The following is a 23,673-nucleotide window of genomic DNA, read 5'->3' on the forward strand; positions in this document are numbered from 1 at the left end:
TTTAAATTTCGGGGCCGCGAACTTACGCGACCCCGAAAGAATTATAAATTATTATTTAGAATTCTTTGAGCCTCTTTGATATACTCTTTAGCGGCCTCTAGCCTTTGCTTAGTATATTTAAAGCCATGCATACCCCATGAGCCATCTTTTTCGATAAGATCGACGGTGTCTTGAGCTTTTTCTATTAGCTCATAGACGCGAGTTTTATCGCTGGAGTTAAGCTTTTTAGTCTCAAGGATCGAGTAAATCCCTTGAATACCGATCTTAACTTGCGAGAAATCGCTCTTAATCGGAGTTTGCCAGCCCATAACCTCATCATAAACCTGCTTTTGGTTCTTGAAGTGAAGCGTCTCTTTTAGCTCAGAAACGACAGGGCTGTGGCAGCCTTTGGTATCTTGCATATCTTTATCTGCCCACGAGGTTCGTGCGCACGACCACATAAGATCGACGAAATTTCGTCCGTCTTTATTTCTTTGGAAGTGCCAATCTTTCGCATCTCTTGGACCTTTGGCGGCATCGCCTGCGACTAGAGATTTTCTAGCAGGATCGATGTCGATCTTCCAGATGTGCGATCTTCTTTGAGTATCAAATCCCGCGTTGTCTTGGAACTGAATAGCGTAGAAGTTCTCGCAGCTCATCATAAACGGCATGTGGCAAGATGCGCAGGTGTTGTCTTTATGCGTATCGGCTCTTGCAGCGATGTAGGCTTGCTCTTGGTGGCAATCCTTGCACTCTTTTGTGATCTTAGGCTTTGTATAAAACGCGCTCAAATAGCCCTGCTCTGAGTTGTAATTTACGCCCTTGACGGTTTTATCGCCAACTACCGGTCCAGTGTTATCGTGCGGATCGTGGCAGGTTACGCAGCGCATACCTTTCTCGTAGTGAGCGGTAAAGTAGGACTGAGAGCCTTCAGAGCCGCATCCTGGTCCCATAGATTTAAATTTAGAGCTTAGAGATAGATCGGGCTTGCCGTTGTTTAGCGGATTAGCACGAGCTAAATCAGGGCTATAGTTAAATCTTTGGTGGCAGCGTTCGCAGTTTGAGGTTCTAAAATTTGTAGCGCCATCCAAGTGACCGCCCGCTCCATGGCACTCTTCGCAGGTGATACCCTTGGAGATAGTGTGCTTTTGAAGCTCTTTTGCGTTACCCAAAGCGGCATAGAATTCTTTTTTAGTTTTAAAATCGAATTTGAATGGGTGGCAGACTTCGCAATACGAGCTGTTTGCTTGGAAAAACATCGATTTTTTGTATTTCGCAGCATACGACGCAAGACCTCTTACGTAACCGCCGTTATCGCCGTATTCCTCAAGCGTGCCTGGGAATTCCGGAACGATCTTTTTGATCTTTTTGACCGTCTCATCGTCTAAATTTAACGCCCAAGTCCTTTGGAATTGGTTGCCGCCGGCTACGATTTGACCGGTACCATCTCTTAGCAAGCCGCCCTCTACGTGATAGGTTCCGCGTAGAAGCCATGCATCTACGTAGCCGAATTTTGTCCTTAGGTGTCCCACGGTCGCATAAATTACGTCAGGGGTAATACCTTTTGGAAGGATCGACGCAGTGTCGGGGCTAAATACCGGATCGGTTAAGTTATTATTAACCTCCGGGTGCTCGCCCGGGAAGCGGATAGTAGTGGCGTGGCGCGATCTGCTCCATGTCTCATACTGCGCAGGGTGGCACTCGCCGCATTTTTCAGGGCCTATGAATTTATTCGGAAATTGCAAAGAAGAGCCCGCAGGGATTCTATACATCATAGAGCTATAGCCCTTGCCGTCGTCTCTTTTACTAGCCTTTGAAAAGTCAAATCCATGCCCTTCCGCAAGCCACTCCAAACCTCGGTCGTGTACATCCATCTTACCGACTGTCTTACCGCCGTATTTGGTAAAAATCGGGTGATTTTTAAATAGCCAGTCATACATCTCTCGCTCTTCTACGACGTAGTCCTGCAAGGATATGACGCCTCTGCTTTGCAACGTGCCCTTAGGATTTGCGATGACATCGCGCGATTTTTGCGACATTTCCATCTCATGCCCCATGCCTTCATCAGCACAGGCTCCTGCGGCAAAAATGCTAATACAGGCTAGCGCGCCTAGTAGCATCTTATTCCATTTTTTCATGGCTCCTCCTTTGAAAATCGAAATTTTAAATTAGCAAAGTTCTACGTTCGAAATAATATCAACAAAAAAGGGTGAAAAAGGGAGAAATTTAATGAAGTCTAAATTTAACGAAAAGATATCGTAAATATTGATACTTTTTATTATTTTATTGAAATTTATTCAAAATCGCGCGTCGTAAAATTTAACCCTTCGGCAAAGATATTTTATAATACTATTTTATAAAAAATATTATTTATGGTATAATAGCGGTGAAATTTAACCGTTTTAAGGAGGTCTCATTATGGTTAGAAAAATTTTATTTATATCGCTGCTGCTTGTTTTTTCAAACGCCGCTACGCTCACCGACGTTTTAGACAGGCAGGTTGAGGTAAAGGACAAGATAGAAAAGGTCGTTTTGACGTTTTATTTCGAAGAGTACTTCGTAACCACGGGTGAAGAGGGCGTTTCGAAAATCGCAGGATGGTCCAAAGGATACTGGAAAGGTCGCAGAGAAGCGACGTGGCAGGCTTTTTTGAAAAAATTTCCGAGCATAGATCAGATCCCCGATGTGGGCTACGTCGGCAAAAACACTCTATCGTTCGAGCGCATCGTCTCGCTAAAGCCCGATGTGGTTTTGTTTGCAAAAAACGATTACGAAAAAGTTAAGCAAAATTTGAAAAATTTAGATAGCTCGGGCATTGCTGCGGTGTTCGTAGATTTTCATGATGAAAATTTACAAAACCACATGAAAAGCATGGAAATTCTAGGCGAAATTTTTGGTAAGCAAGGCAGGATAGCCGAAGTGAATAAATTTTATAAATCAAAATTCGAGCTCGTAGAACAAAGGTTCGCCAAAGCCAAAAATACGACCAAGCCCAAAGTTTACGTAGAATTTAGCGAAAAGGCGGGCGCTAGCGTTTTCGGCGTATCGTATGACGATAAGATGTGGGGAGCCTTCGTCAGCGCCGCCGGCGGAGAAAATATCGCAAAAGGGCTGATAAAAGGCGCCTCCTCGCCGCTCAATCCGGAATTTATAGTCAATAAAAATCCCGATATTATCATATTTGCGGGGAATTATTTTCCAAACGGCGGCAAGAACATCCCGCTAGGCTACGGCGTAAGCAAGCAGGAGGCCGCGGCAAATTTTAATGATTACGCCCAAAGGAGCGGCTGGCAAAACATAAACGCCGTCAAAAATCATAAAATTTACGCGATCTATCACGATCTAAGCAGGCATATTTTCGATTTTGCGGGGATTTTATTTTTCGCGAAAAAAATACATCCCGAGCTCTTTGCAGATATAGATCCTGCCGCGGAGCTGAAGGAATTTTTCGATAAATTTTATCCGGTCGAATTTAGCGGAACGTGGATGATCGATTTTTAATGTCCGCAGAATTTTATAAAAGCCTCGTCTTTAGAAAAATTTTACTAATATGCTGCGGCACGGGGCTTTTATCTGTTTTATTCGTACTTGATATAGCAAACGGGCCCGCAAACTACGGCTTTTTTGAAATTTTACAATCCTTTTTTTCGCGCAGCACAGATAAAAATCTAAGCGTTATAGTCTTTGATATGAGGCTGCCCGCGGCTATAGCGGCCGTTTTAGCGGGAGCGAGTCTAGGACTTAGCGGCGCCGTCATGCAGACCCTGCTAGCAAATCCGCTCGCTAGCCCCTATACTCTAGGAGTGGGCTCTGCGGCGGGCTTTGGAGCTGCCGTCGGCATAGTGTTTTTTGCGGGGAATTTTTTAAGCATAGGATTTTTTGCATTTTTCTTCGCTATTTTAAGCATCGTTTTCATATACCGCTTATCAAATCGCATAGATCTAGGCTCTTCGGGCATCATTTTAATAGGGATCATTTTGGTTTTTATCTATCAGAGCCTGCAGGCCTTCGTGATATACGTCGCGGATGAAGCGGAGGTTTCGAGTATAGTCTTTTGGACCTTCGGCTCGCTTTCAAAGGCGAATTACGCGAGCTTATCGATCATGTTCGCGGTATTTGCGGCGGCATTTTTCATATCGCTTTACAATGCTTGGAGCTTTAACGCGGTCTTACTAGGCGACGAAATAGCTCAGAGCATGGGCGTTTGCGTGCACTCTTTTAAAATAAAAATGCTGATCTTAGCCTCGGTCCTAACCGCTACTTGCGTCTGTTTCGTAGGCACGATCGGCTTTGTTGGACTGCTGGGAGCGCACATATCTAGAATTTTAATAGGCGCGGAGCAGAGATTTTTCCTTCCATTTTCGGCTCTGATAGGAGCTCTGCTTCTTTCATTTTCATCTATTTTGAGCAAAAATTTAATAAGCGGCGTAATCTTTCCTATCGGCATAATCACCTCCTTCATCGGGGCGCTGTTTTTCCTAGCGATCGTGCTAAATAAGGGGCGCGGATGAGGGTTGAAGGCTTAAGCTTTTCATACAAAAATAAAGAAATTTTAAAAAACATAAGCTTTGCCGTAAACGAAGGCGAAATTTTAACGATCCTGGGCGTAAACGGCGCCGGCAAAAGCACGACGATGAAATGCTTAGCGGGCATCTTAAAGACGGATGCTAAGATTGATCTGTGCGGCGCGAGCGTCAAGGAGATCGGCTATCTGACGCAAAATATTATGCAAGAGGGCGGACTTAGCGTATTTGAGCTAGTGCTTTTGGGTCGCATTTCGAAGCTAAATTTTAAAGTAAGCCGCAGCGATCTGCAAAGGGTGGAGCATGTACTAAAGCACGTGGGCATCGAGCACCTCGCAAAAAGAAGCTTTAGCGAGCTCTCCGGGGGCCAACAGAGGCTGGTACTCATAGCTATGGTTTTTGCAAAAACGCCTAAAATCATGCTTTTGGACGAGCCTACCGCAAATTTAGACCTGCTTCATCAAAAAGATATATTAAATTTAATAAGAGACTACACGAAATTTTATAAAATTTCGACCGTCATAAATATCCACGACATCAATCACGCTCTGAATTACGGCGATAAAATAATGGTGCTGCATGACGGCGAGATAGCGTTTCTAGGCGCGCCGAAAGATCTTGATACGGCTCTACTGAGCGAGGTTTTCGGCGTGGAGTTTGAACTGTTTCAAAACAGAAGCGGCAAAAAATTTATCGCAAATTTTTAGCGCTTCTGCGCGGACTTGATCAAATTTAACGAAAAGAGATCGTAAATATCGCGCCTTCGTCGGAATTCGCAGCGCTTATGCTCCCTCCGTTTTTTTCGATTATCATCTTGCTCATATATAGTCCGAGCCCGCTGCCCTGCTGCTTTGTAGTAAAGTGCGGCTCAAAAATTTTACCGAGCCGCGCGTCGTCGATGCGGCTTGCGTTATTTTCGATCGTGATTACTCGCTCGCCCTGCTTTAAAAACGAGCGGATTTTAATCTCGCGCCGTTTAAGCGGCACGTCCAAAAATGCCTCTTTTGCGTTGTTTATGATGTTTATAAGCACCTGGATGAGCTCGTTTACGTTGCCGTAAAGGGTGAAATTTTCCTCTATCCGCACGCTTATGTCGATGACGTGCTTCTTAAGCGAGGCGTTTAAAATTTTACGCGCCTGCTCGATCGCTTCGCCGGCGCTAAATTCCCTCTTAGGCATATTCGGATTGAAGAAATTTTTAAAATCCTCGATCGTATCGCTCATAAATTTCACCTGCTCGCCCGCGTCCCTAATGCCGCCTTCGAGCCTCTCTTTTGAAAGCTTACCCCGCTCGTTGTAAAGCTCTAAATTTATGAGCGTGGAGCTGATTTGCGATAGCGGCTGGCGCCACTGATGCGAGATATTGCCGATCATCTCGCCCATTAGCGCGAGGCGGCTTTGATTTATCAATAAAAGCTGAGTTTGCATCTTTAAAGTCGCGTTTTTTTTGTGAATTTTATAGATACAAAATATACAGATCAAAAATACCACAAGCAAGCTTAGGCCGCTGACGACAAACTCTTTGGTGTGATAGAGCAGAATGCTTTTTATCGGAATTTTAAAGCTTATCATCGCGATCGTATCGCCCAGGCCGCCTTTGAAATTTCCCACATCTCCATAGAGCTCTTGCATCTTTTTAGGTGCTGCGTTGATGCTGTGGCACTCAGTGCACGAAGGCTGGGAGTTTGTTATCGGCAAGCTCAAAAGATACGAGGCGCCACCTTTATCGTAGACAATTCTGGAGTATTCTTTATATCTGTTTTCTTTAAAGCCCTCTAAAATTTCATTCTCAAACTCGCTTCCCTCGTGCTCGGGATTGAGCGGATCGGTAGCGACGAGCTTGTAGTCGTAGTTGATGTTTTCTTTGGCGAGCTGAATTTTATAAATTTCGCGCGTTATGTAGGTCGAGGACATCAGCCTCGGATCGAAAAAATCCTCACTCAGAAGCTTTTTTTCTTTAAGCTCGTTTATTAGCGGGCGCTGCACGGTCGAGACGTAATCGCGCACCGCATTCATCGTATCTAGGATATAAAACGCCTCGCGCCTCGTGTCCTTTAGCGCAAGCTCGCGGTAGAAGTTAAAAACCAAAGCCGTAATTACGATATATAGCAGCACGAAAACCGCTACGATAAATTTAAATTTATACTTCAAAGAGATACCCCACCGCATATAAATTTTTGATCACGTCCTTGCCTATCTTGCGGCGTAGCTCTTTGACGATCGCCTTGATCGCTTCCTTGCTGGGCTGCTCGAACTCCCACATATAGTCGAATAACTGCTCGTAGGTTACGGTTTGATTTTTGCGCGCTAAGAAGTACTCCAAAAGCTTGCTCTCGCTTTTGGAAAGATGACAGGCACTCTCTTTGACATAGATGATCTTTTTGGCAAAATCATATTTCAGTTCATCGTTTATGTTAAATATCGGCGCGTGACTTATCAGCTCCGCAGCGACGTCTTGCAGCGCCTTTATAAAGGCGTTTTTGTCGTACGGCTTAGGCAGATACCTGGTGATCTTAAGCTCCACCGCCCGCCACAGATACTCCTGCTCGGTGTGGCTCGAAAGTATCACGATCGGCACCGAGATGCCGGCAGCTCGGATCTTTTTAACGACCTCTAGCCCGTCCATATGCGGCACGCCGATATCAAAAACCAGCGCGTCGTACGAGCCGCTCATCGCCTCATCGAGCGCCTCCAGCCCGTCCTTAACCCCCACTACTTCGCCAAAAAACAGCTGCAGCGATTCGGTTATATTTTTTAAAATCCCAGGCTCATCCTCTAGACAAAGAACCCTTTTATTGGACAAAACGTCCAATAATTCGTAATCTTGCATACTCTATCCGCCTCCAAGTTTAGCGCATTTCATTCTTAGTCGTCTCTTAAAATATAACTAGACTTAGATTATATAAATTTAGCATTAAACTAACGTTAAAAAATATACCAAAGCGGTTTGCACGCAAATTTAAACTGAAAACTACCTATACGTGAGCTTTACGTCTTGTATAAGTCGAATAAAAATATCACAAGAACATAAAAAGGCGGGGCGATAAGCTTGATATTAAATTTTACCGCCTCGCAGGCGGCATATGAAAGGCGGTAAAATTCTATTTTAGAGGGGCTTACATATGCATTTTGTAGACGAAAGGCAATTAAAACATAAAATCTCAGCTCCGCAGCTCGGCGGAATAGAATTTAAAATTTAGCCCAAGCCGGGCATACTAAAGTTAATGTGAATGCTCCATCTTTGAGTGATCCATGTTCTCCATCGAGCCATGATCCATATGCGAATGATCCATCCCCTCCATCGAACCCATATCGTGGCTCATCCCGCTCATCGAGCCATGATCCATCATAGAATGTTCCATGCCGCTCATACCTGGATCGGTCATTCCAAAAATCATCGCGACGTGTCCTAACACCAAAAATACAATCAGCGCCAAGAAATGAAATTTAAGCCTAGCTCTAAATTCCGCTCCTTTTGCGATAACTCCGAGCTCCAAAAGTAGCAGCACCAGCGCAGGCAGCGCCGCCGCTACGTATGCCGCCAAAGCTAAAGTGTCCGCAGCGCCACGCAAATGAATAGCGGGCAAAATTTTAACCGCTACGTAAATGATTAATATCGTAAAATAAGCGCCGAGAATGATGCTAAGGCATTTATTGATTTTTAGCGCCAAAGAGCCCTCCTTCGCGCGGTACAAGCTAAAAAATTCGCTCGCTACTATCGCTTCTGCTAAGCCCATCGGCACCGCCATAAATAAAATCAAATTCCACGGCTGATTTGCCATCAAAAGTTCCATGTAATTCGTCATTGCCATGTTTTCTCCTTATTTTGGTTTAAAAGGCGCAATTCTAGCGGCTTTCGGTAAAAAATTTTAAAACGATAGATAAGATTAAGTGCGCCTTTAATCTTATCTTTCCGCAAAATGATTTGAGCTGCGTCTTAAAGCTCGCCCGCAAATATTAAATTTTTAATCTCGCCTCGCACACCGCCCCTTCGTATCTAACGCAAAATTTAGAAAATTTATATTTGCAGATGCAGATGCCTTAAATTTATCCGAAACGCTTTAAATTTCGTAAAATTTCAGTTTTACAAAGATAAAATTACGAAATTTTTTTAAAAGGATTTAAAATGAAAAACGCCCTCTTGTTCGCCTGCGCAGCGCTATTTATATGCGCTTGCTCCGCTCCACAGCAGCCAAAGCCAGGCGTTTCGCATTGCAGCGAGCCCAAAATGGACAAGGCGTCGCATCAGATGATTCAAATTTGCGGCGAAAGCGAAGATCCGCAAATCGAAAATATGCAGTGCAACGAAAACGGACTTTGCTTCGGCACCGCAAAAATCAGGTAGCCGAAACGTCTTGCGAGTGCCAGCGCTAAATTTAACTATTTTAGAGCCAAGATCGAGCGCCCGCAAGCGGTCTAAATCGCGCTTTAAAATTTTGCTTGCAATTTAAATTTAGCCCCGCTTCAAGCGCTAATGCATTTTATCTATCTTATTTTAGCTGCGCCCGCCGATTGATCGAGTTGCTCTTGGCGCGATGAAATTTTAAAATTTCATCGCCAAACATGGCGCGGAATTAGGATTTAAAAGTAAGCGCGGCTCAAATTTAATAAGTTTAAAATTTTAAAACGACATGCGATTTAAAATTTTACGCTTCTTGAATGCTAGCGGTGCAAAATTTCGCGCAAGCTCAAAATCCGCGCCAGGCAATTTTGTGCCGCTGCAAAATTTCTAGATCACAACTCCGCTAAGTAGAATTTTTGGCGGTGCAGATGGGGGCGCAAAATCTGCGCCGTGTAATCCCACGCGGATCGCACTATACAAATTTCTATATCGTGCACCCAAACCCATAGCCTATATCGCCACAAGATCGCTTGCGAAATGGCGTAGCAGCCTTAGTCGCATAGCGCAACGCAGCCTTACTCGCTGCATAGCCCAGGTCCATAACTGTAGTGCAAAATGGCGCAAAATTCTTTGCCGTGCGGTAGGAGTTCTCAGAGCAAAAAAGGCGCGGTATCCTCTACCGACGGTGCGAGTTTATAGTCTAACTCGCGCCTTAGAATTCCCCTCAAACTCATTACTTAAAATTACGTCTCAAAAAAAATCACGTATGAGAAATTCCGCTTTATCTTTACGGCTTAAAATTTCGTATGGATCGCACCGAGCGAAATCCAATCACTGCGCGACGTAATCTTAAAATTTCAGCGGTGAGCTCGTAGCGATATTAAATTATGCTTCATTATTACGACTTAAATTCTATCATAAGCCCGCAGATTTAAAATTTTACTTCAAACGACGCCGTAAAATTTCTACCCTTGCCTAGGCACATATCTCTCGGTGCCTGCGCCGCTCGCACTTAGCGGCGACGCTATATCTTTGCCGATAGCAACCCTCGCACAGGGCGCCTGCCACAGCGCGTAGAAAACAAAGCGCGTCTCTTTCATAATCGCCGTCTCTAGAAATTTTAAGCGACCGCAAAATTTTAAAATTTAAAAGCAGCTTGCAATTAGACCAATTTTCATAAATTTGGATTTGCTTTGTAGCGGCGCAATCTGGTGAGCAAGGCGCAACCATAAGTTACGCAGCTAGCTTTACGCCAGCTGCTTAAACATTTCGATCTGTTCCTTCGTAAGCTCGATCAAATCATCGTTTGCGTATTTAAGCGATGTCTCCAGACTTGCGATGAGCTCCTTACGGACGAAGCTCACGCTAAAAAGCGTCGCCCAAAATCGCGCTCCGCTGCCAGTGCTCGGATCCTCCAAGACCGCTCTAATCGCAGCTACCGCAGCAGCATCGTCCGCCGCGCCCAATACCTCGTCCACGAGCGGATATTCACCTGCGCCGTCGCCCTCGTTTAGCGAGCGCAAAAGCGGCTCAAGCGCCTCGTCGCAGGGATTATCACGCAAGAACTCCCGCACCGCGCGAAACTCTGCCGCGAGCTGATCCGAAAGCTGCGCAGGCATCGGCTGATGAAGTCTCAAAAAGTCTAATGCCGTTTGCTTGTCCATAAAATTCCTTTTAAATGATATGCGCGATTGTAGCTAATTTTGGATTGCAAAGAGATAAATTTACTCTAATTTATCAGCTACTTCCGTCATAAATTCTCAATAATCTTAAATAATTAGATAGTGATTTTGTAAGTGGCTTTTAGGGGCGATTTTCGATGGGCTTTGCGCGGATTACAAAATAAAATTCCAAAATTTTATCCAAACAAAAAAGCCCCTGCGAAGTGCAGGGGCTTACAAGCTTGATCTGTTTAGTCCGGCAAATTTAGCAGACTAAGAAGGATTATTCCTCGATCTTGCCGGTTTTGATGCGGCGCTCGTAGATTTCGCGCATCTCTCTGATATCATTTTTGACCTCGAATACGCCGTGCCAATGCGAATAATCAGGTCCGCCCATTAGCGCGCCTTGGCGCATTCTGCGACCCTCGTGGTGCCATGAAACATAGTAGATTCGCTGGAACGCATCCGCCCAAGGATCGTCTTTTAGAAGTTTCTTTTCCTTAAGCTCTTTTAGCATCTTAGTCGCTTCGTCGTTGTAAACGTTATATAGAAGTACCTGCTTATCGCCCGCCTCAAAGAAATTATTCGTGTGGGTACTTGCATGGCATTCTTTGCAGACTTGCTTCATCTCGGCACGCGCTGCCTCAGGACCGTTGAGGTTACCCGCCAAAGGATTACCAATGTTTAACTTGCCGGTATTTAAAAACTCGCTTACCGCGGTCTCATTACCGCCGGTGCGTAGATTGCTCTTAGGCAGCCACAAATTCCACTTCAAGCGTTGAGATACATTGTGAGTGGAGTTTAGATCGCCCACACCGCCGCTAATATGGCAGGTCGCGCATGTAGGAGCGCGGTAATCAGGAACTGCCCAAGTACCAGGAGCGCTGTCAAATTTCCACTCATTGCCTTCAGCGTTAAATACGTGTCCGTGCATTGAGTTATTGTAAATTTCGATATCCGGATGATCAGGTCCTAAGTGGCAAGATGCGCAAGCAGCAGGCTTACGAGCTTCAGCAATCGAAAATTTATGACCCGAGTGGCACGATTTGCATCCGCCTACGCTACCGTCCGGATAAACCGTACCAATGCCGTAAACGGGCCAGGTCTCTTTGGTAGGCTTGTTATGCTCATCCATTTTAACGACGCTACCGTGGCATTGAGAGCAGCCGGTAATATCAGGCGCATGTTTAAGATCAGGGATATCACGTCCTTCGTAGTGATACATTAGATCAACTATTCCTTTGTTGGCTTGCATCTGCATAGCACCTCTTGCGTGACCGCTGTTTTCAAACTCTTTAACCTCGTTGCTGTGGCATTTAGCACAGGTTTTTGGGCTAACTAGCACCGAAATATGATTGTCTGTGTCTTTCGGATGCGGCTCTTTAGCTGCCATAGGGCTATCTGCTGGCTGCGAGTGGCAGTCGGTACAGCTAACGCCTACGTGAGCGTGGCGGCTCATCTTCCAATCCGCAACGACGCCCGGAGTTTTTTCGGCATGGCACTCGACACAGCGTCTAGCTAGCGGCGTAAGCTGCCTATTTACCTTTAAATTCTTCGTAAGACTAACGTTTACGGAATTGCTTACGTTCGCGTCCGACGCGGACATATTCGCATGCTGCGCGGGCATTTCTGCGAATGCAAACGATGCGATACAGGCTATTAAAATAGCGACTTTTTTTAGCATTGCTTCTCCTTTACTTGGTTTTGTTATTTTCTCGGTTGTATTTATCCCAATATTTGGTAATCTCTATACCCATATTTTTGTGACCGACGTTTTCGTGGCACTGCACGCAGGTTTTGCCGGTAGTGCCCGCGAAATAATCCCTATGCGCGAGCCAGGCTTTATTTACTTGATTATTCTGCTCTTTTAAATTTCGGTGGCAGCTTAGACAGCCGCTTTCATAGACGAAATGATTTCGCTCCTTGCGTTTTTCTTGCCAGTCGATCTTATCGGCATCGGTAAAGACCGTCTTGTAGACATCATTTGCGGAGGTTAGAGCTTTGGTCCAAAGATACATAAAGGTATTTTCATGAGAGACGTGACAGGCGACGCAATCGGCTTTGAAACCTTGCGGGTTATTGCCGCCGTGAACGTCGTTGTGAAAGGCGTTTGCCATCGGCTGCATCGTATGACAGGATACGCAGAATTTATCGGTGCCCGTAAGGTGAACCATCTCTGCAATCCCAAGAGAAAGTATCATTCCTATAAGCACACAAGCGCCCACGAGCAGCACAAGAGTTTTCTTTTTCATAGGTTTCCTTGATTTTAAAATTTCTTCGCAAAATTTTTAGTATTTGATAATTCGAAAAGCGATATTTTATTATAAAAAGATTAAAAACCGCTTATTTTCTAGCCTTTTGTTAAAATTTATTAAATGAATATAAAATTTTAAACTAAGTTTTTAGTTTAACGGAATATAATCCATTAAAATTTCAATACAAGGAGAGATCATGAAAACGATCCAAGCGGCTGAGATTACAAAAGTAGTCAGCGAGCTTTGCAAAAAAGCCTGTTATCAAGTCACGCCCGATATGCGCGCAGCATTTGAGAAAGCGCGCGAGAACGAGACTTCGCCTATCGGCAAAGATATCTTAGGCAAGCTCTTACAAAATGCCGATTTGGCGGCAAAAGAGGTCGCACCGATCTGCCAAGATACCGGTATGACGGTGGTTTTTGTCGAACTCGGTCAGGATGTGCATATCGAGGGCGGATATTTGGAGGATGCTATCAATGCAGGCGTTGCGGACGGCTACGTAGGCGGCTATCTGCGTAAATCCGTGGTCGCAGAGCCGCTTTTTGAGCGTAAAAACACCACAAACAATACCCCCGCAGTCATCAATACCCGCATCGTTCCCGGCGACAAACTTAAGATCAAAGTAGCCCCAAAAGGCTTCGGCAGCGAAAACAAATCGGTGCTAAAAATGCTCGTTCCCGCAGACGGCATCGAGGGGGTAAAAAAAGTATTTTTAGAGGCGGTTAAATACGCAGGCCCTAACGCTTGCCCTCCTATGGTCGTAGGCGTCGGTATCGGCGGCACGATGGATAAGGCGGCGCTTTTAGCCAAACAAGCCGCGGTTCGCTCGATCGACAGCAGAAATCCCGACGAGCGCTACGCCAAACTAGAGGATGAACTACTGGAGATGGCGCGCGCTACGGGCGTCGGTCCGCAAGGTTTGGGCGGCATAAACACCGCTGTTAAGGTAAATGTAGAGTGGTATCCGACCCACATAGCGGGGCTTCCGGTCGCCGTTAATATCAACTGCCACGCGGCTCGCCATGCCGACGCTGAACTATAAGGAGGAAATCATGTCAGAAGTTAAAAGAATTACCGCACCTTTCGATAAAAGCGTAGTAAAAAGCCTAAAGGCGGGCGATAACGTCCTAATCAGTGGCACCATCATCGCAGCTCGCGATGCCGCGCACAAGGCTCTAACCGAAACCCTCGCTCGCGGCGAGAAGCTACCCGTAAATTTAGCAGGCGAGACGATATATTATCTGGGACCGACCCCCGCCAAACCGGGTCAGGCTATCGGTGCTGCGGGACCTACGACTAGTGGACGAATGGACAAATACACTCCGACGATGATAAACGAAGTCGGCATCAACGGCATGATCGGCAAGGGCTACCGCTCCGACGCCGTCGTAGAGGCGATGAAAAAATCAGGCTGCGTCTATATGGTCGCTATCGGCGGAGCGGGCGCGCTAATCAGCCAAAGTATCAAAAAATATGAAGTATTGGCCTATCCCGAGCTCGGCCCCGAGGCGGTTGCGCGACTTACCGTAGAGGATTTTCCGGCTATCGTAGCGATCGACAGCGAGGGCAATAACTTCTACGAAGTCGGACAGGCGCCTTATAGAAAAATTTAAATTTGCTAGCGGCGTCCGCGCGGCGCTTTTTGCGGCGCGAGCGTTCGTAAATTTATCGGCGTTCGCTCGGGCGCCCTAAATTTCGCAGCATAATCTGCGGCGTTTGTTTCGCGAAATTTTACGACTCGGCGCAGTGAAATTTTATAGCGAAATTTAAACGCGTTCGTAAAATTTTATCTCCATTTGCGGCATGGAATTTTTAGAATTTCGCGCCGCTTAAATTCCTACAAAAATTCCGTCTTTGTTTCATTTAAACAATCCGCTGCTAAAATTTAACCGAAAATTTATCCAAGTCTAAATTTCAAAATTTTGGCGCCGTTCGTAAGCAAATTTAAAGCCCGCAGGCGTCATAATCCATCTTAAATTTAAAAGGGGCAAAATGGGCGCGAGCGAGCTGGAGAAGATCAGACTGGGGCTTTTGTATAAGGCGAAAAGAAATACGATCTTAGCGGCGGCGTGCATGCTCGGCTATGGCGTGTTTTTGTTATACAAGCTACGCGACGGAGGAGAGATGACAGATTTGTTGCCTCTTATCGGATTATTCGCGGTTGTTCTTATAGTAGCCGTTTTGTGCGATGAAAGCTCCATAAAAGCTAAGATAATCTACGCTGCCTGCCTTTTTGCTATGAGCCTATTTCTAAACGATTTACAAAATCGCCCCACGATTTCCAAATATATCTTACTCGCGATTATAATTTTAATCTTGGCTGCTTCGAGCTTATTCGTATTATTTAGAGTCTTCAAACGAGATTATTCGATAAAATTTCGGCGCGCTTTTAAAGAGCACTATTTAATGCCCTATTTTAAGGCGTTCGGCTACCGATATGAAATTTCAGGCGATATCGATCCCGCCAAACTCAAGCTCTCCGGGCTCTTTTTTCGACTAGACAGATATCTAGGCGGCAACGACAGGGTCTCGGGCGTTTATGACGGCGTGAAGTTCGCATTTTGCGACGTGAGCTTATTTAATAGATTTTCGGAAAGCGAAATCCTCGGCACCTTTTTCTACGCGGAATTTAACAAACGCATAAGCGCCAAAACCCTGATTTTTCCCGCTCATGCCGGCGCGCCGAACACCCTCGGGCTAAAAAAGATCGATATGGACGATGCGGAGTTTAACGCCGCCTTCGCCGTGTATTGCGAGGACGCGGCGGGCGCGATGTATATTCTAACGCCCGCCTTTATGCGGAGGCTCTTGCGCTTCGCAGGCGCCGTAGCCGCGCCCGTTAGCCTTAGCTTTTTAGATAGCAAAATTTATATTTTCGTAAATACGGGGCGCGATAATTTCGAGCCCGACATCGACGAAAGCGTGCTGCGCCGCGACCCTGCCGCGCAGCTCAAGCGCGAGCTTTCGCACTTTTTGGCGATCGTAAAAAACCTAAAACTAAACGAAAGAATTTGGAGCTAGCGGGCGACTCGCCGCAGCTTTGCGTGTCACAGCCTCGCGCACTATAGCTTCACGCTCCGTGCTGCGACCTCGCACGCCGTAAAATTTGAAATTTTAAAATTCCGCTTTTTGATTTTGCACTTTGGAATTTTACGTGCCCTAAAATCCCGCGCGTTTTGAAATTTAAAATTTTAATCCACGCTGAGGAATTCTGCACCGCAAAATTTAAAACGTAAAATCGCTTTTATAAATTTAGGCGGCAACTTCGCCGCGAGAATTTACGCTATAAAATTCCGCAAAATTCCGAAATTTGAAATTGCTTGAAGTTGCAAAATTTCGTGAGGCTGCCATTTGAAATTCGCCTTTAAAGCATAAGGCTAAGCAGCAGCAAAAATCCGATGAAGCTTAGGGCGTTGCCGAAGGAGCCGCCGATGTGATCACCGAGCCACGTCAGCACGAGCGCGCCGCCTAAACGCAGACCTATTTGTAGCGCCACGCCCGCGATAAAATCTATCACGCGCCAAAGTCCGCTGCGCGTATCGCCGAGCTTCATGCCGCGGCTTTGATTCCATAGTCCGCTTACGCGGTAGTCTTTGTAGCGAGCGCGGAGAACATCGCCGTTTTGCAGCTCGAAGCTCTGCGAGGCGTCCTTTGCCTTGACGGGTGCCGCGGCTTCGGCAGAGCTGGCGGAATTTATAGAATTTTCTGCGTTTAAATTCTTAAATTCCGCAGAATTCTCGCCGTCCGCAAGCTCCGCTAAATTTTGATCCGCACGTAGCGCGTCAGAGACGATACGCCGCTTGCTGTCGCCCGATAAATACAGCCAATCCAGCGCGAAGCCATAGTAATAAACGTCGCCGCTTTGCAGCACGCGCACGCCGCTAGCATAGCCCTCCGCTTCGCCGCTTCGCTTGGGCTCTTTGGAGTGCGCGAGAGCCGCAAATATGCGTCCAAACTTCGCGGCGTGCCAGTCTCTTCGCATAAATCTAAAGCTGCAATACGCAAAAGGCGCGAGGATGAGCAGGGCTAGCAGTCCGGCAGGAGCCCTTGCATCAAAGATAAAAATTATGCAGTAGATGCTCATCGCGGCTAGCGCTACGCCGAAGGCTGCGAATATCGCGGCGAGTGCCGTGCTGCCGGCGTCCCTCCAGCGCTGCGCGCCTAGGCTAAGATTAACGAAATCTAGCGGAGAGAGGGCGAGGTTTGCCTGGGCGCCGTGCTCCTCGCGGGTAGAATTTAAAGAGAGGGAGCCGCTTAAATCTTTGCAATTTAAATTCGAAGCATAAAACTTCGTATCGGCGCTCGCCTGCTCGTTAAAGCCTTCGCGGATCAGGCTCAAAGCGGCGGAATTTATACCGCTACGATCTTTGCCCACTAAATCAGATACCACAGAATTTTGACGTGCACTTGTCGCGGTATCGCTATGTGCGTCGCAGTTTGAATTTGTGGCGGTGGAATTTTTGCTATTTGGAGTTTCGCAGCTAAGGCACAGCATGGAATTTTCGCCGCTTAAATCGGCGCCGTTTAAAGCGCTTCGGCTAGAATTTAAGCTCCTCAAAGCCTCGCGGCTGGAATTTAAACTCGAAGCCTCATATATCACCGCCAGCTCGTCGCCCTCGCGTATCGGCAGATAAAGTCCGTCGCGTTTTAAGTCCAAATTTCCCGCAAAGCGCAAGCGCTCCAGCGTAAAGCTAAATTTAGCCGCGTCTGCAGCTGCGGGCTCAAGCTTCAAATCCCTAGCCGTGCCGCGAGCAAGCTTTATACGTCGCGGCGAAAGAAATTTAGCAAATCCCATGCGCGCCTTTCAGATCTCGCAAAATTCCACTCCTCCTATTTCGCGGCGGATTTTTTGCGGATCTGGATATTGATGAGCTCAACAAGCAGCGAAAACGCCATCGAGAAGTAGATGTAGCCCTTAGGTATGTGAAAGCCCAGCCCGTCGGCGATCAGCGAAACGCCCACCAAAATCAAAAACGCAAGCGCTAAAATTTTGATCGTCGGGTTTGCGTCCACAAAGCGCGCAATCGCGCCGCTAGCGAGCATCATCACGCCCACGGCGATAACGACTGCGAGGATCATCACGGGCAGGTGCTGCGCCATGCCCACGGCGGTGATGACGCTGTCGAGCGAAAAGATGATGTCCAAAACGGCGATCTGCACGAGCGTGCCACCGAAGCTTGCCTTGCCGCTGCTAGCGCTGCGCTCGTGTGCCTCGCCAGTGGCGCTGGAGTGGATCTCGAGCGTGGATTTGACGAGCAGAAACAATCCGCCGCCGATCAGCACGAGGTCGCGTCCGCTAAAATCGCGCGCGAGCACGCTAAATAGCGGCTTAGTTAGTCCCATGATCCAGCTTAGGCTAAGAAGTAGCAGTATGCGCGTGAACATCGCAAGCGCAAGCCCCATTATACGGGCGCGTCCGCGCTGCGCCTCGGGCAGGCGGCCGCACAAAATCGCGATAAAGATGATATTATCGATGCCAAGCACGATCTCAAGCCCCGTGAGCGTCGCCAGGCTGATCCATGCCTCGGGTGAGGCGATCCATTCAAACATCGGTTTCCTTTGGGTGAAAATTTAAGCCGTGATGATAGCGAAAGTTTGGTTAAAATTTCTAAATTTTGCGACCTTTGCGCGCGAAACAGCGCGTGGAATTTCGGCGATGCGATGCGGACGGTTTATCTTGGAATTTTACCGCAAGACCATTTCGCTAAAAGACGCAAAGCGCCGCATGCGCGGCAAAATTGCGGCGCGCAGAATTTCTTGGATTGAGAGAACGGAATTTTGGTGGCGAAATTTTAAAATTTAGGCTCTAAATTTATACGTTTTTAAGCAGGGGGGGGGTAGCATTATTTTCAGAATTTATCTCAAAGGAGCGAAGATGAAATATGCACTAGGTGTCGCGCTTGCGACGTTGATTTTAACAGGATGCGGCGCAGACGAAGTAGAGCTCGTGAAAAACTACACTTTGCCCGATTTTAAATCTATGAGTATCGGCACGGCGATCGAGGGCTCGAAAATGTGTAAAAATATCACGTGGAGCAAAGAGGAGAACGGCGGATTAAAGACGGTCAAAATGGTTTGCGACTTGGATATGGAGAAAGTACTGGCAAATATTATAGAATCAAATAAAAAGCGCGAGCAAGATATGTTGAGCCGTATTTTAGATAGCGCTATGATCTTTTATGGAGGAAAGACTTATGACAAGCAAAATCTGCTTAAGATAGCGAACGAGCATTGCAAAATAAACGATGCGAAATTTCAAGAAACGATCAAGACTAAAGGGAAAATAGATTATGACGATCAAAAAATGCTAGTTGATTGTGATGATAAGCTAAAAGATGAAATACTAAAGCCCGGCGATTCGAGGATTAACGAAACAAATTCTATTGGTGAGATTATGATGTTTTTGAAAGAAGCCGCTTATTTGTCGCAACTAACGCCTGAACAAGAAAAAGCGCAGCTAGGAAAAGCGGCAAAGCTATCATCCTCCACGATTGAACTAAATTTTGTGGTAAATGCCGACAAGAGCGTGAGTTTGTCCGATAAATTTAAATTTACCCAAGACGGCAAAGAAGATTCTAATAATAGAATAAGCTCAAAAAAGATTCTTACGGGCTTCTACGAAAGATAAAAACACTTTTTACTCGCGGCTAAATTTGATGAAATTTTAAAATTTAGCCGCTTTTTTATATCAAAATTTCATTCAAAATTTTACCCGCGGTTTTAAATTTAAAACGCAATGCCTTCTCGTCGTCAAGGCTAAATTTAAATTTTAGCTTTATTGCGGCGCGCGGACTGAATTTACGCTGCGCGGAATTTTAAAATTTATTCGGGCGCGGATAAGCGAGCGAGCCGAGCTTGCGGTTTTAGATAAAATTTGGCTTTACACGAGCTTTTGCGAGATATGAGGCTAACCTCCGCCCACGTCCCTACCGCCACAGCTTCATACGGGCTCTTGCGAGGCGCGCGTTTAGATTAAAATTCTGACGAGCTAGCCAAAAAGCGGATTCCGCCCGCCGAAACTAGCGACTCGCTGTATTAACCAAAATTGGAAGTTTGTGCCTTTGGGTATGAGTTTCGGCGCCGTTTGCCAACGGAGTATCAACCGAACGGCAGACTTTGTCTCGCTGATCGAGCAAGCTTGCTGTCGCGTTAATCAAACAGCGAGGGTTGCAGCGATTTGATCTTGTAGCTTGCGCGGTGAAAAGGCGTGAGCCCGTACCGCTCGATCGCCGCGATGTGCGTACGCGAGCCGTAGCCTTTGTTTTGCGCGAAGCCGTATTGCGGGTAGCGCTGCGCGAGCTCATACATCGTGCGGTCGCGCGTGACCTTGGCGAGGATGCTCGCCGCGCTTACTTCGGCGATTTGCGCGTCGGCCTTTACGAGCGTCTGAAGCCCGCGTACGCCGAAGGTTGCGTTACCGTCGTAGATGATCTGTCCGCTAAAACCCATAAAATACGCGAGAATCTGCTCAAGCGCCGATCTTAGACATGCGCTGAGTCCAATCTCATCGACCTGCGCGCTTGAAATTTCGACGATTTTGTAGCGCGAGTTTTTGGTGATTACGGCGTAGAGCTCCTCGCGACGCTTTTCGCTTAGCTTTTTGCTATCGGTAAGTCCTGCGATCTCGCGCTGCAGCACGCATCCTGCGACGCAAAGCGGTCCCGCAAGACAGCCCCGCCCCGCCTCATCTATACCGCAAATTTGCCCGCTCACTGCGCATCCTTTCGCACGACTGGTGTAGCGCCGCTTAGCAGGTCGTGTAAATTTAATCTATCTTTGCGAAAAAAGCAGATCAAAAGCCCGATGACGCTAAAGCCTGCAAACACGAAGCATCCAAAGCGAACCAGCGCCCTAAAAAAACTTACTTTGCGTCCGCTGCGAACGTCGATGAGGTAAAGCCCCGCGAGCTTGTAGCCGGGCGTCTGGGCGCTGCGGGCGTAAAATGCCGCGCAAATAGCGCCGTAAGCAAGCCAGATAAGTGCGATTGCGGTCTGGTTGCGCCACAGAGCCTCTTTCGAGCCCAAGACGAGATAGGTAACGCCGTAGAATAGGGGCATCGCGATGATGAAAAGATCGACGATGAAGGCCTTTACGCGCAGAAAAATCGGTGAAATTTTAGCTTTTTGTTTTGCCATTTTGATCCGTTTTAGATTAAATTTTAAAATTTCGGCGCGATAAATTTAGAGCCGAGAGGATAAAATTTAATCTCGTTGCGGTTTGTTAGCAGCAAATCGGCGCTAGTTTCCGCGACTGCCGGGCTTGATCGCCTTGCTACCGGCAGTACAAAGCGGGCAGGTCGCGGGCTCGTAAATTTCAAACTCGAAATTGCCTAGCGCAAAAAACGGCTTATCCGCAGGCAGCTTGGCGCCAGCCTTTGCACTGCTGTCCGCTAAATTTGCGACCTTGCAAAATCCGCGATTGGCAAGCGCAGCAAAGCCCACGACCTCGCCGCCGAGGTTTTCGATGAGCCTCGCACTCTCAAGCGCCGAGCCACCCGTCGTGACGATGTCTTCGCAGACGATAAATCTCTCGCCCTTATGCACTTCAAAGCCACGGCGCAGGCTCATCACGCGATCTACGCGCTCAGTAAAGATGAAGCGTTTTTTTGCCGCGCGAGCTAGCTCGTAGCCCGCTAAAATTCCGCCCAGCGCGGGCGAGCAGACGCTATCAAACTCCACGCCCGCTTTTTCGATGATAGCGGCGAGCTCGTCTGCGAGCTGTCCCGCGAGCTGCGGATCTTCAAGCACTTTGGCGCTTTGCAGATAGAATTCTGAGTGGTTGCCGCTTGAAAGCAGAAAATGCCCTCGTAGATATGCGCCGCAGTCGCGATAGATTTTTTCTATATTCACAGCTCAAACCTTCAAAAGCTCGGCTTCTTTGGCCTTGACTGCGTCGTCGATCTTGCTTGAGTAAGAGTCGGTGATCTTTTGCACCTCGTCATAGCCTTTTTTAGCGTCGTCTTCGGAGATCGCTTTGTCCTTTTCGAGCTTTTTGATCTCGTCGTTAGCGTCTTTGCGGACATTGCGAATGCCGATTTTGGCCTTCTCGCCCATCGCTTTGGCCTTTTTTGCATTTTCTTGACGTTGCTCGACCGTCATCGGCGGGAAAAATAACTTCACGCTCTCGCCGTCGTTAGTAGGGTTAACGCCGATATTCGCCGCTGCGATCGCGCTTTCGATCGCCTTTAGCATCGGTTTCTCCCACGGCGTGATCGAAATCGTTACCGCATCGGTCGAAAGGACGGTCGCGACTTGATTTAGCGGAGTCTGCGAGCCGTAATAATCCACGAAAATATGATCTAGGATCGCCACGCTCACTTTACCGGTGCGTAGCGTCGTAAAGTCCTTTTTCAAAGCCTCGATAGCTCGATCGCCGTTTGCTCTTTGCTCTTTGTAGATAGCTTCTAGCATTCAAATCCTTTAAATAAAATTTGCGAAATTATAGCGTTAAAAAAATAAGAATAGCATTTAAAAGCGCGGATTTTGCGCTTTTAAATTTTAAAATTTAGAGTTTATTTGGTTGTGTTTTGATCTGCGGAAGCGGCGCTCGCATTGGTATCGCTTGATGCTTGCGACCGAGCAGGCGCGCTAGCTGCGGTAGTATCGGTCGCAGGAGCTGCGGGTGCTTCGATCTTCGGAGCTGTTGAATTTACCTCGCTGCTATTTACAGGATTTGCTTCGGTGCTTGTCGGAGCGAAATTAGGCTTTGCGCCTGAAGCTGGTATGGATGGCACGCCAGGGACAGCGTTTGGCACGGATTTAGTAGCATTTGCTTCGATCTTTACGCGATCTACTACGGAAGATTTAGCATCTTGCTGATAGAAATATGCGAGCACAAGTGTATTTATCACGAATAAAATTCCCATTGCAGCGGTAAATTTAGCCAAAAACCCCGCAGGCCCCTTCGCTCCGAATAAGCTTTCGTTGCTTCCGCTGTATGCGCCAAGCCCGATAGAAGAGCTCTTTTGCAACAGAACGGAGATCGTAATTATCACGGCGAAGACGACTTGTAAAACCAAAAATAACGTAGTCACTATAAAACCTTTTGAAAAAATTGAATTTGCGATTATAATAAAAGATTTATAAATTTTAAGTTAAGAGTGCACCGCACGAAGCGGTGCGTAAAATTTAGTCTCTGCTTGCGCCGAAAATTCTTAGCAGCGAAAGGAAGAGGTTGTAGATGTTTAGATACATATCTACGGCAGCCATTATCGGTGAAGTGTAGGTGCCGTTTATAATATTTTTAGTATCGTAGATGATATACATCGAAAAGATTAAAGCCGAAAAAGCTGAAATTGCTATATCAAGCACTGTGCTTTTGAAAAAGAAGTAGTTCAAAAGGCTTAGCACGATAATAGCCACAAGCGATACCAATAGCGGTTTGCCCCAAGGGTCAAAATTTGTCTTTGTATTCATCGCATAAACGGTAAGAGCACCGAAAGTAATCGCTGTAGCCACAAACGCATGCGTTACCACGTCTCCGGCACCCGCTGCGATATAAATAGCGATCAATTTACCTAGAGTAAGACCGGTAATAAAGGTAAATGCAAAAAGCAAAACTAGCGCAATCGTATTAGCACCGCGATTTACAGCTGCTTGCATACCGAAGATCAGCCCCATTAAAAGCACTAGATATAAAAATGGATGAATAGCCAAGCTCACACCAAAGCTCATCGCCACAAAAGCTCCTGCTGCCGCAGCTATCATCGAAGCGGTTAGAAGCGCGTAGGTTTGTTTAATGGTCTGAGAGATTCGTCCTTGTTCCAGTGGTGCGTCCGATAGCTCATAGCCGTCCGCATAATTTCGTCTGTCGTATAGACTCATATTTTTCTCCTTCTTATGATTTATGAGCGGGGAGTTTAGCGAAAATTTGGTAAATATATAATTAAAAATTCGCAGAATTCTATCTATTTA

25 protein-coding genes are annotated in these 23,673 nt (G+C 46.7%); 9 read left to right on the top strand and 16 right to left on the bottom strand.

Annotated features, from left to right (window positions below):
- Window positions 1-41: 41 nt before the first annotated feature.
- Entirely contained in the window at window positions 42-2,117 is a 2,076-nt protein-coding gene (locus tag Q0380_RS02270) for a multiheme c-type cytochrome (RefSeq protein ID WP_298063156.1), read from the bottom strand.
- Between the two features lie 280 nt (window positions 2,118-2,397).
- On the opposite strand from Q0380_RS02270, the gene Q0380_RS02275 reads away from it, so the two are divergent.
- From Q0380_RS02275 to Q0380_RS02285, 3 genes are read left to right on the top strand one after another with little or no spacing between them, the layout of a single operon-like run.
- On the top strand, window positions 2,398-3,480 hold the full coding sequence (locus Q0380_RS02275; protein WP_298959651.1) for an ABC transporter substrate-binding protein: 1,083 nt from the start codon (window positions 2,398-2,400) through the stop codon (window positions 3,478-3,480).
- Complete coding sequence (locus tag Q0380_RS02280; protein ID WP_298959653.1) at window positions 3,480-4,490, top strand: iron ABC transporter permease; 1,011 nt, start codon at window positions 3,480-3,482, stop codon at window positions 4,488-4,490. Before Q0380_RS02275 ends, Q0380_RS02280 begins: the two co-directional genes overlap by 1 nt.
- A complete protein-coding gene (locus tag Q0380_RS02285) occupies window positions 4,487-5,209 on the top strand; it encodes an ABC transporter ATP-binding protein (protein ID WP_298959656.1) in 723 nt (240 codons plus the stop codon). Before Q0380_RS02280 ends, Q0380_RS02285 begins: the two co-directional genes overlap by 4 nt.
- Before the next feature lie 25 nt (window positions 5,210-5,234).
- Here the strand turns inward: Q0380_RS02285 and Q0380_RS02290 are convergent, their stop codons facing one another.
- The 3 genes from Q0380_RS02290 to Q0380_RS02300 all read right to left on the bottom strand — a co-directional run bounded on the left by Q0380_RS02290 (window position 5,235) and on the right by Q0380_RS02300 (window position 8,314).
- Complete coding sequence (locus Q0380_RS02290) at window positions 5,235-6,653, bottom strand: DUF3365 domain-containing protein (RefSeq protein WP_298959658.1); 1,419 nt, start codon at window positions 6,651-6,653, stop codon at window positions 5,235-5,237.
- The gene (locus tag Q0380_RS02295; protein ID WP_298959661.1) at window positions 6,643-7,332 is read right to left on the bottom strand and encodes a response regulator transcription factor; all 690 of its coding nucleotides are present in this window, start codon (window positions 7,330-7,332) and stop codon (window positions 6,643-6,645) included. Before Q0380_RS02295 ends, Q0380_RS02290 begins: the two co-directional genes overlap by 11 nt.
- A 391-nt stretch (window positions 7,333-7,723) precedes the next feature.
- Complete coding sequence (locus Q0380_RS02300) at window positions 7,724-8,314, bottom strand: DUF6803 family protein (RefSeq protein ID WP_298959663.1); 591 nt, start codon at window positions 8,312-8,314, stop codon at window positions 7,724-7,726.
- A gap of 314 nt (window positions 8,315-8,628) precedes the next feature.
- Here Q0380_RS02300 and Q0380_RS02305 point away from each other — a divergent pair, with 314 nt between their 5' ends.
- Entirely contained in the window at window positions 8,629-8,847 is a 219-nt protein-coding gene (locus Q0380_RS02305; RefSeq protein WP_298959665.1) for a hypothetical protein, read from the top strand.
- Between the two features lie 962 nt (window positions 8,848-9,809).
- Here Q0380_RS02305 and Q0380_RS02310 read toward each other — a convergent pair.
- From Q0380_RS02310 to Q0380_RS02325, 4 genes are all read right to left on the bottom strand, one after another.
- Complete coding sequence (locus Q0380_RS02310) at window positions 9,810-9,944, bottom strand: hypothetical protein (protein ID WP_298959669.1); 135 nt, start codon at window positions 9,942-9,944, stop codon at window positions 9,810-9,812.
- Window positions 9,945-10,091: 147 nt separating this feature from the next.
- On the bottom strand, window positions 10,092-10,508 hold the full coding sequence (locus Q0380_RS02315; RefSeq protein WP_295150107.1) for a hypothetical protein: 417 nt from the start codon (window positions 10,506-10,508) through the stop codon (window positions 10,092-10,094).
- A 280-nt stretch (window positions 10,509-10,788) separates the two neighbouring features.
- Window positions 10,789-12,189, bottom strand: coding sequence for a multiheme c-type cytochrome (locus Q0380_RS02320; protein ID WP_298959672.1), 1,401 nt, complete (start codon window positions 12,187-12,189; stop codon window positions 10,789-10,791).
- Window positions 12,190-12,199: 10 nt separating this feature from the next.
- Window positions 12,200-12,757, bottom strand: coding sequence for a NapC/NirT family cytochrome c (locus Q0380_RS02325; RefSeq protein WP_291940163.1), 558 nt, complete (start codon window positions 12,755-12,757; stop codon window positions 12,200-12,202).
- Between the two features lie 199 nt (window positions 12,758-12,956).
- Here Q0380_RS02325 and Q0380_RS02330 point away from each other — a divergent pair, with 199 nt between their 5' ends.
- The 3 genes from Q0380_RS02330 to Q0380_RS02340 all read left to right on the top strand — a co-directional run bounded on the left by Q0380_RS02330 (window position 12,957) and on the right by Q0380_RS02340 (window position 15,781).
- On the top strand, window positions 12,957-13,802 hold the full coding sequence (locus Q0380_RS02330; protein ID WP_291940162.1) for a fumarate hydratase: 846 nt from the start codon (window positions 12,957-12,959) through the stop codon (window positions 13,800-13,802).
- A 10-nt stretch (window positions 13,803-13,812) separates the two neighbouring features.
- On the top strand, window positions 13,813-14,373 hold the full coding sequence (locus Q0380_RS02335) for a Fe-S-containing hydro-lyase (protein ID WP_040303892.1): 561 nt from the start codon (window positions 13,813-13,815) through the stop codon (window positions 14,371-14,373).
- 379 nt (window positions 14,374-14,752) lie between these two features.
- A complete protein-coding gene (locus tag Q0380_RS02340) occupies window positions 14,753-15,781 on the top strand; it encodes a DUF3137 domain-containing protein (protein ID WP_298959676.1) in 1,029 nt (342 codons plus the stop codon).
- A 343-nt stretch (window positions 15,782-16,124) separates the two neighbouring features.
- Here Q0380_RS02340 and Q0380_RS02345 read toward each other — a convergent pair whose 3' ends face one another.
- The gene (locus Q0380_RS02345) at window positions 16,125-17,555 is read right to left on the bottom strand and encodes a hypothetical protein (protein WP_298959679.1); all 1,431 of its coding nucleotides are present in this window, start codon (window positions 17,553-17,555) and stop codon (window positions 16,125-16,127) included.
- Window positions 17,556-17,590: 35 nt separating this feature from the next.
- The gene (locus Q0380_RS02350) at window positions 17,591-18,310 is read right to left on the bottom strand and encodes a TerC family protein (protein ID WP_298959682.1); all 720 of its coding nucleotides are present in this window, start codon (window positions 18,308-18,310) and stop codon (window positions 17,591-17,593) included.
- Window positions 18,311-18,319: 9 nt separating this feature from the next.
- Between Q0380_RS02350 and Q0380_RS02355 the strand changes: the two genes are divergently transcribed.
- Window positions 18,320-18,526, top strand: coding sequence for a hypothetical protein (locus Q0380_RS02355; protein ID WP_298959686.1), 207 nt, complete (start codon window positions 18,320-18,322; stop codon window positions 18,524-18,526).
- Between the two features lie 109 nt (window positions 18,527-18,635).
- The gene (locus tag Q0380_RS02360) at window positions 18,636-19,388 is read left to right on the top strand and encodes a hypothetical protein (protein ID WP_298959689.1); all 753 of its coding nucleotides are present in this window, start codon (window positions 18,636-18,638) and stop codon (window positions 19,386-19,388) included.
- A gap of 521 nt (window positions 19,389-19,909) precedes the next feature.
- Here the strand turns inward: Q0380_RS02360 and Q0380_RS02365 are convergent.
- The 6 genes from Q0380_RS02365 to Q0380_RS02390 form a co-directional block, all read right to left on the bottom strand.
- Window positions 19,910-20,473, bottom strand: coding sequence for a ribonuclease HII (locus Q0380_RS02365; protein ID WP_298959692.1), 564 nt, complete (start codon window positions 20,471-20,473; stop codon window positions 19,910-19,912).
- Window positions 20,470-20,895, bottom strand: coding sequence for an RDD family protein (locus Q0380_RS02370; protein ID WP_298959695.1), 426 nt, complete (start codon window positions 20,893-20,895; stop codon window positions 20,470-20,472). The genes Q0380_RS02365 and Q0380_RS02370 overlap by 4 nt, the downstream gene beginning before the upstream one ends.
- Window positions 20,896-20,997: 102 nt before the next feature.
- On the bottom strand, window positions 20,998-21,609 hold the full coding sequence (gene pyrE / locus Q0380_RS02375; protein ID WP_298959698.1) for an orotate phosphoribosyltransferase: 612 nt from the start codon (window positions 21,607-21,609) through the stop codon (window positions 20,998-21,000).
- 3 nt (window positions 21,610-21,612) lie between these two features.
- A complete protein-coding gene (gene frr, locus Q0380_RS02380; RefSeq protein ID WP_297895901.1) occupies window positions 21,613-22,170 on the bottom strand; it encodes a ribosome recycling factor in 558 nt (185 codons plus the stop codon).
- A 101-nt stretch (window positions 22,171-22,271) separates the two neighbouring features.
- Window positions 22,272-22,793, bottom strand: a complete 522-nt coding sequence (gene secG, locus Q0380_RS02385) for a preprotein translocase subunit SecG (protein ID WP_298959702.1) — start codon at window positions 22,791-22,793, stop codon at window positions 22,272-22,274.
- 94 nt (window positions 22,794-22,887) lie between these two features.
- On the bottom strand, window positions 22,888-23,583 hold the full coding sequence (locus tag Q0380_RS02390) for a Bax inhibitor-1/YccA family protein (protein ID WP_298959705.1): 696 nt from the start codon (window positions 23,581-23,583) through the stop codon (window positions 22,888-22,890).
- Window positions 23,584-23,673: the final 90 nt, after the last annotated feature.

The sequence above is a fragment of the uncultured Campylobacter sp. genome, from assembly GCF_937959485.1.
In the GTDB taxonomy this organism is placed as follows: Bacteria; Campylobacterota; Campylobacteria; order Campylobacterales; family Campylobacteraceae; genus Campylobacter_B.

What these genes read in the sequence shown, in the direction of transcription:
- Q0380_RS02270 (WP_298063156.1), bottom strand. Translation starts at nt 2,117, where the DNA reads ATGAAAAAATGGAATAAGATGCTACTAGGCGCGCTAGCCTGTATTAGC.
- Q0380_RS02275 (WP_298959651.1), top strand. Translation starts at nt 2,398, where the DNA reads ATGGTTAGAAAAATTTTATTTATATCGCTGCTGCTTGTTTTTTCAAAC.
- Q0380_RS02280 (WP_298959653.1), top strand. Translation starts at nt 3,480, where the DNA reads ATGTCCGCAGAATTTTATAAAAGCCTCGTCTTTAGAAAAATTTTACTA.
- Q0380_RS02285 (WP_298959656.1), top strand. Translation starts at nt 4,487, where the DNA reads ATGAGGGTTGAAGGCTTAAGCTTTTCATACAAAAATAAAGAAATTTTA.
- Q0380_RS02295 (WP_298959661.1), bottom strand. Translation starts at nt 7,332, where the DNA reads ATGCAAGATTACGAATTATTGGACGTTTTGTCCAATAAAAGGGTTCTT.
- Q0380_RS02300 (WP_298959663.1), bottom strand. Translation starts at nt 8,314, where the DNA reads ATGGCAATGACGAATTACATGGAACTTTTGATGGCAAATCAGCCGTGG.
- Q0380_RS02305 (WP_298959665.1), top strand. Translation starts at nt 8,629, where the DNA reads ATGAAAAACGCCCTCTTGTTCGCCTGCGCAGCGCTATTTATATGCGCT.
- Q0380_RS02310 (WP_298959669.1), bottom strand. Translation starts at nt 9,944, where the DNA reads ATGAAAGAGACGCGCTTTGTTTTCTACGCGCTGTGGCAGGCGCCCTGT.
- Q0380_RS02315 (WP_295150107.1), bottom strand. Translation starts at nt 10,508, where the DNA reads ATGGACAAGCAAACGGCATTAGACTTTTTGAGACTTCATCAGCCGATG.
- Q0380_RS02320 (WP_298959672.1), bottom strand. Translation starts at nt 12,189, where the DNA reads ATGCTAAAAAAAGTCGCTATTTTAATAGCCTGTATCGCATCGTTTGCA.
- Q0380_RS02325 (WP_291940163.1), bottom strand. Translation starts at nt 12,757, where the DNA reads ATGAAAAAGAAAACTCTTGTGCTGCTCGTGGGCGCTTGTGTGCTTATA.
- Q0380_RS02330 (WP_291940162.1), top strand. Translation starts at nt 12,957, where the DNA reads ATGAAAACGATCCAAGCGGCTGAGATTACAAAAGTAGTCAGCGAGCTT.
- Q0380_RS02335 (WP_040303892.1), top strand. Translation starts at nt 13,813, where the DNA reads ATGTCAGAAGTTAAAAGAATTACCGCACCTTTCGATAAAAGCGTAGTA.
- Q0380_RS02340 (WP_298959676.1), top strand. Translation starts at nt 14,753, where the DNA reads ATGGGCGCGAGCGAGCTGGAGAAGATCAGACTGGGGCTTTTGTATAAG.
- Q0380_RS02345 (WP_298959679.1), bottom strand. Translation starts at nt 17,555, where the DNA reads ATGGGATTTGCTAAATTTCTTTCGCCGCGACGTATAAAGCTTGCTCGC.
- Q0380_RS02350 (WP_298959682.1), bottom strand. Translation starts at nt 18,310, where the DNA reads ATGTTTGAATGGATCGCCTCACCCGAGGCATGGATCAGCCTGGCGACG.
- Q0380_RS02360 (WP_298959689.1), top strand. Translation starts at nt 18,636, where the DNA reads ATGAAATATGCACTAGGTGTCGCGCTTGCGACGTTGATTTTAACAGGA.
- Q0380_RS02370 (WP_298959695.1), bottom strand. Translation starts at nt 20,895, where the DNA reads ATGGCAAAACAAAAAGCTAAAATTTCACCGATTTTTCTGCGCGTAAAG.
- frr (WP_297895901.1), bottom strand. Translation starts at nt 22,170, where the DNA reads ATGCTAGAAGCTATCTACAAAGAGCAAAGAGCAAACGGCGATCGAGCT.
- Q0380_RS02390 (WP_298959705.1), bottom strand. Translation starts at nt 23,583, where the DNA reads ATGAGTCTATACGACAGACGAAATTATGCGGACGGCTATGAGCTATCG.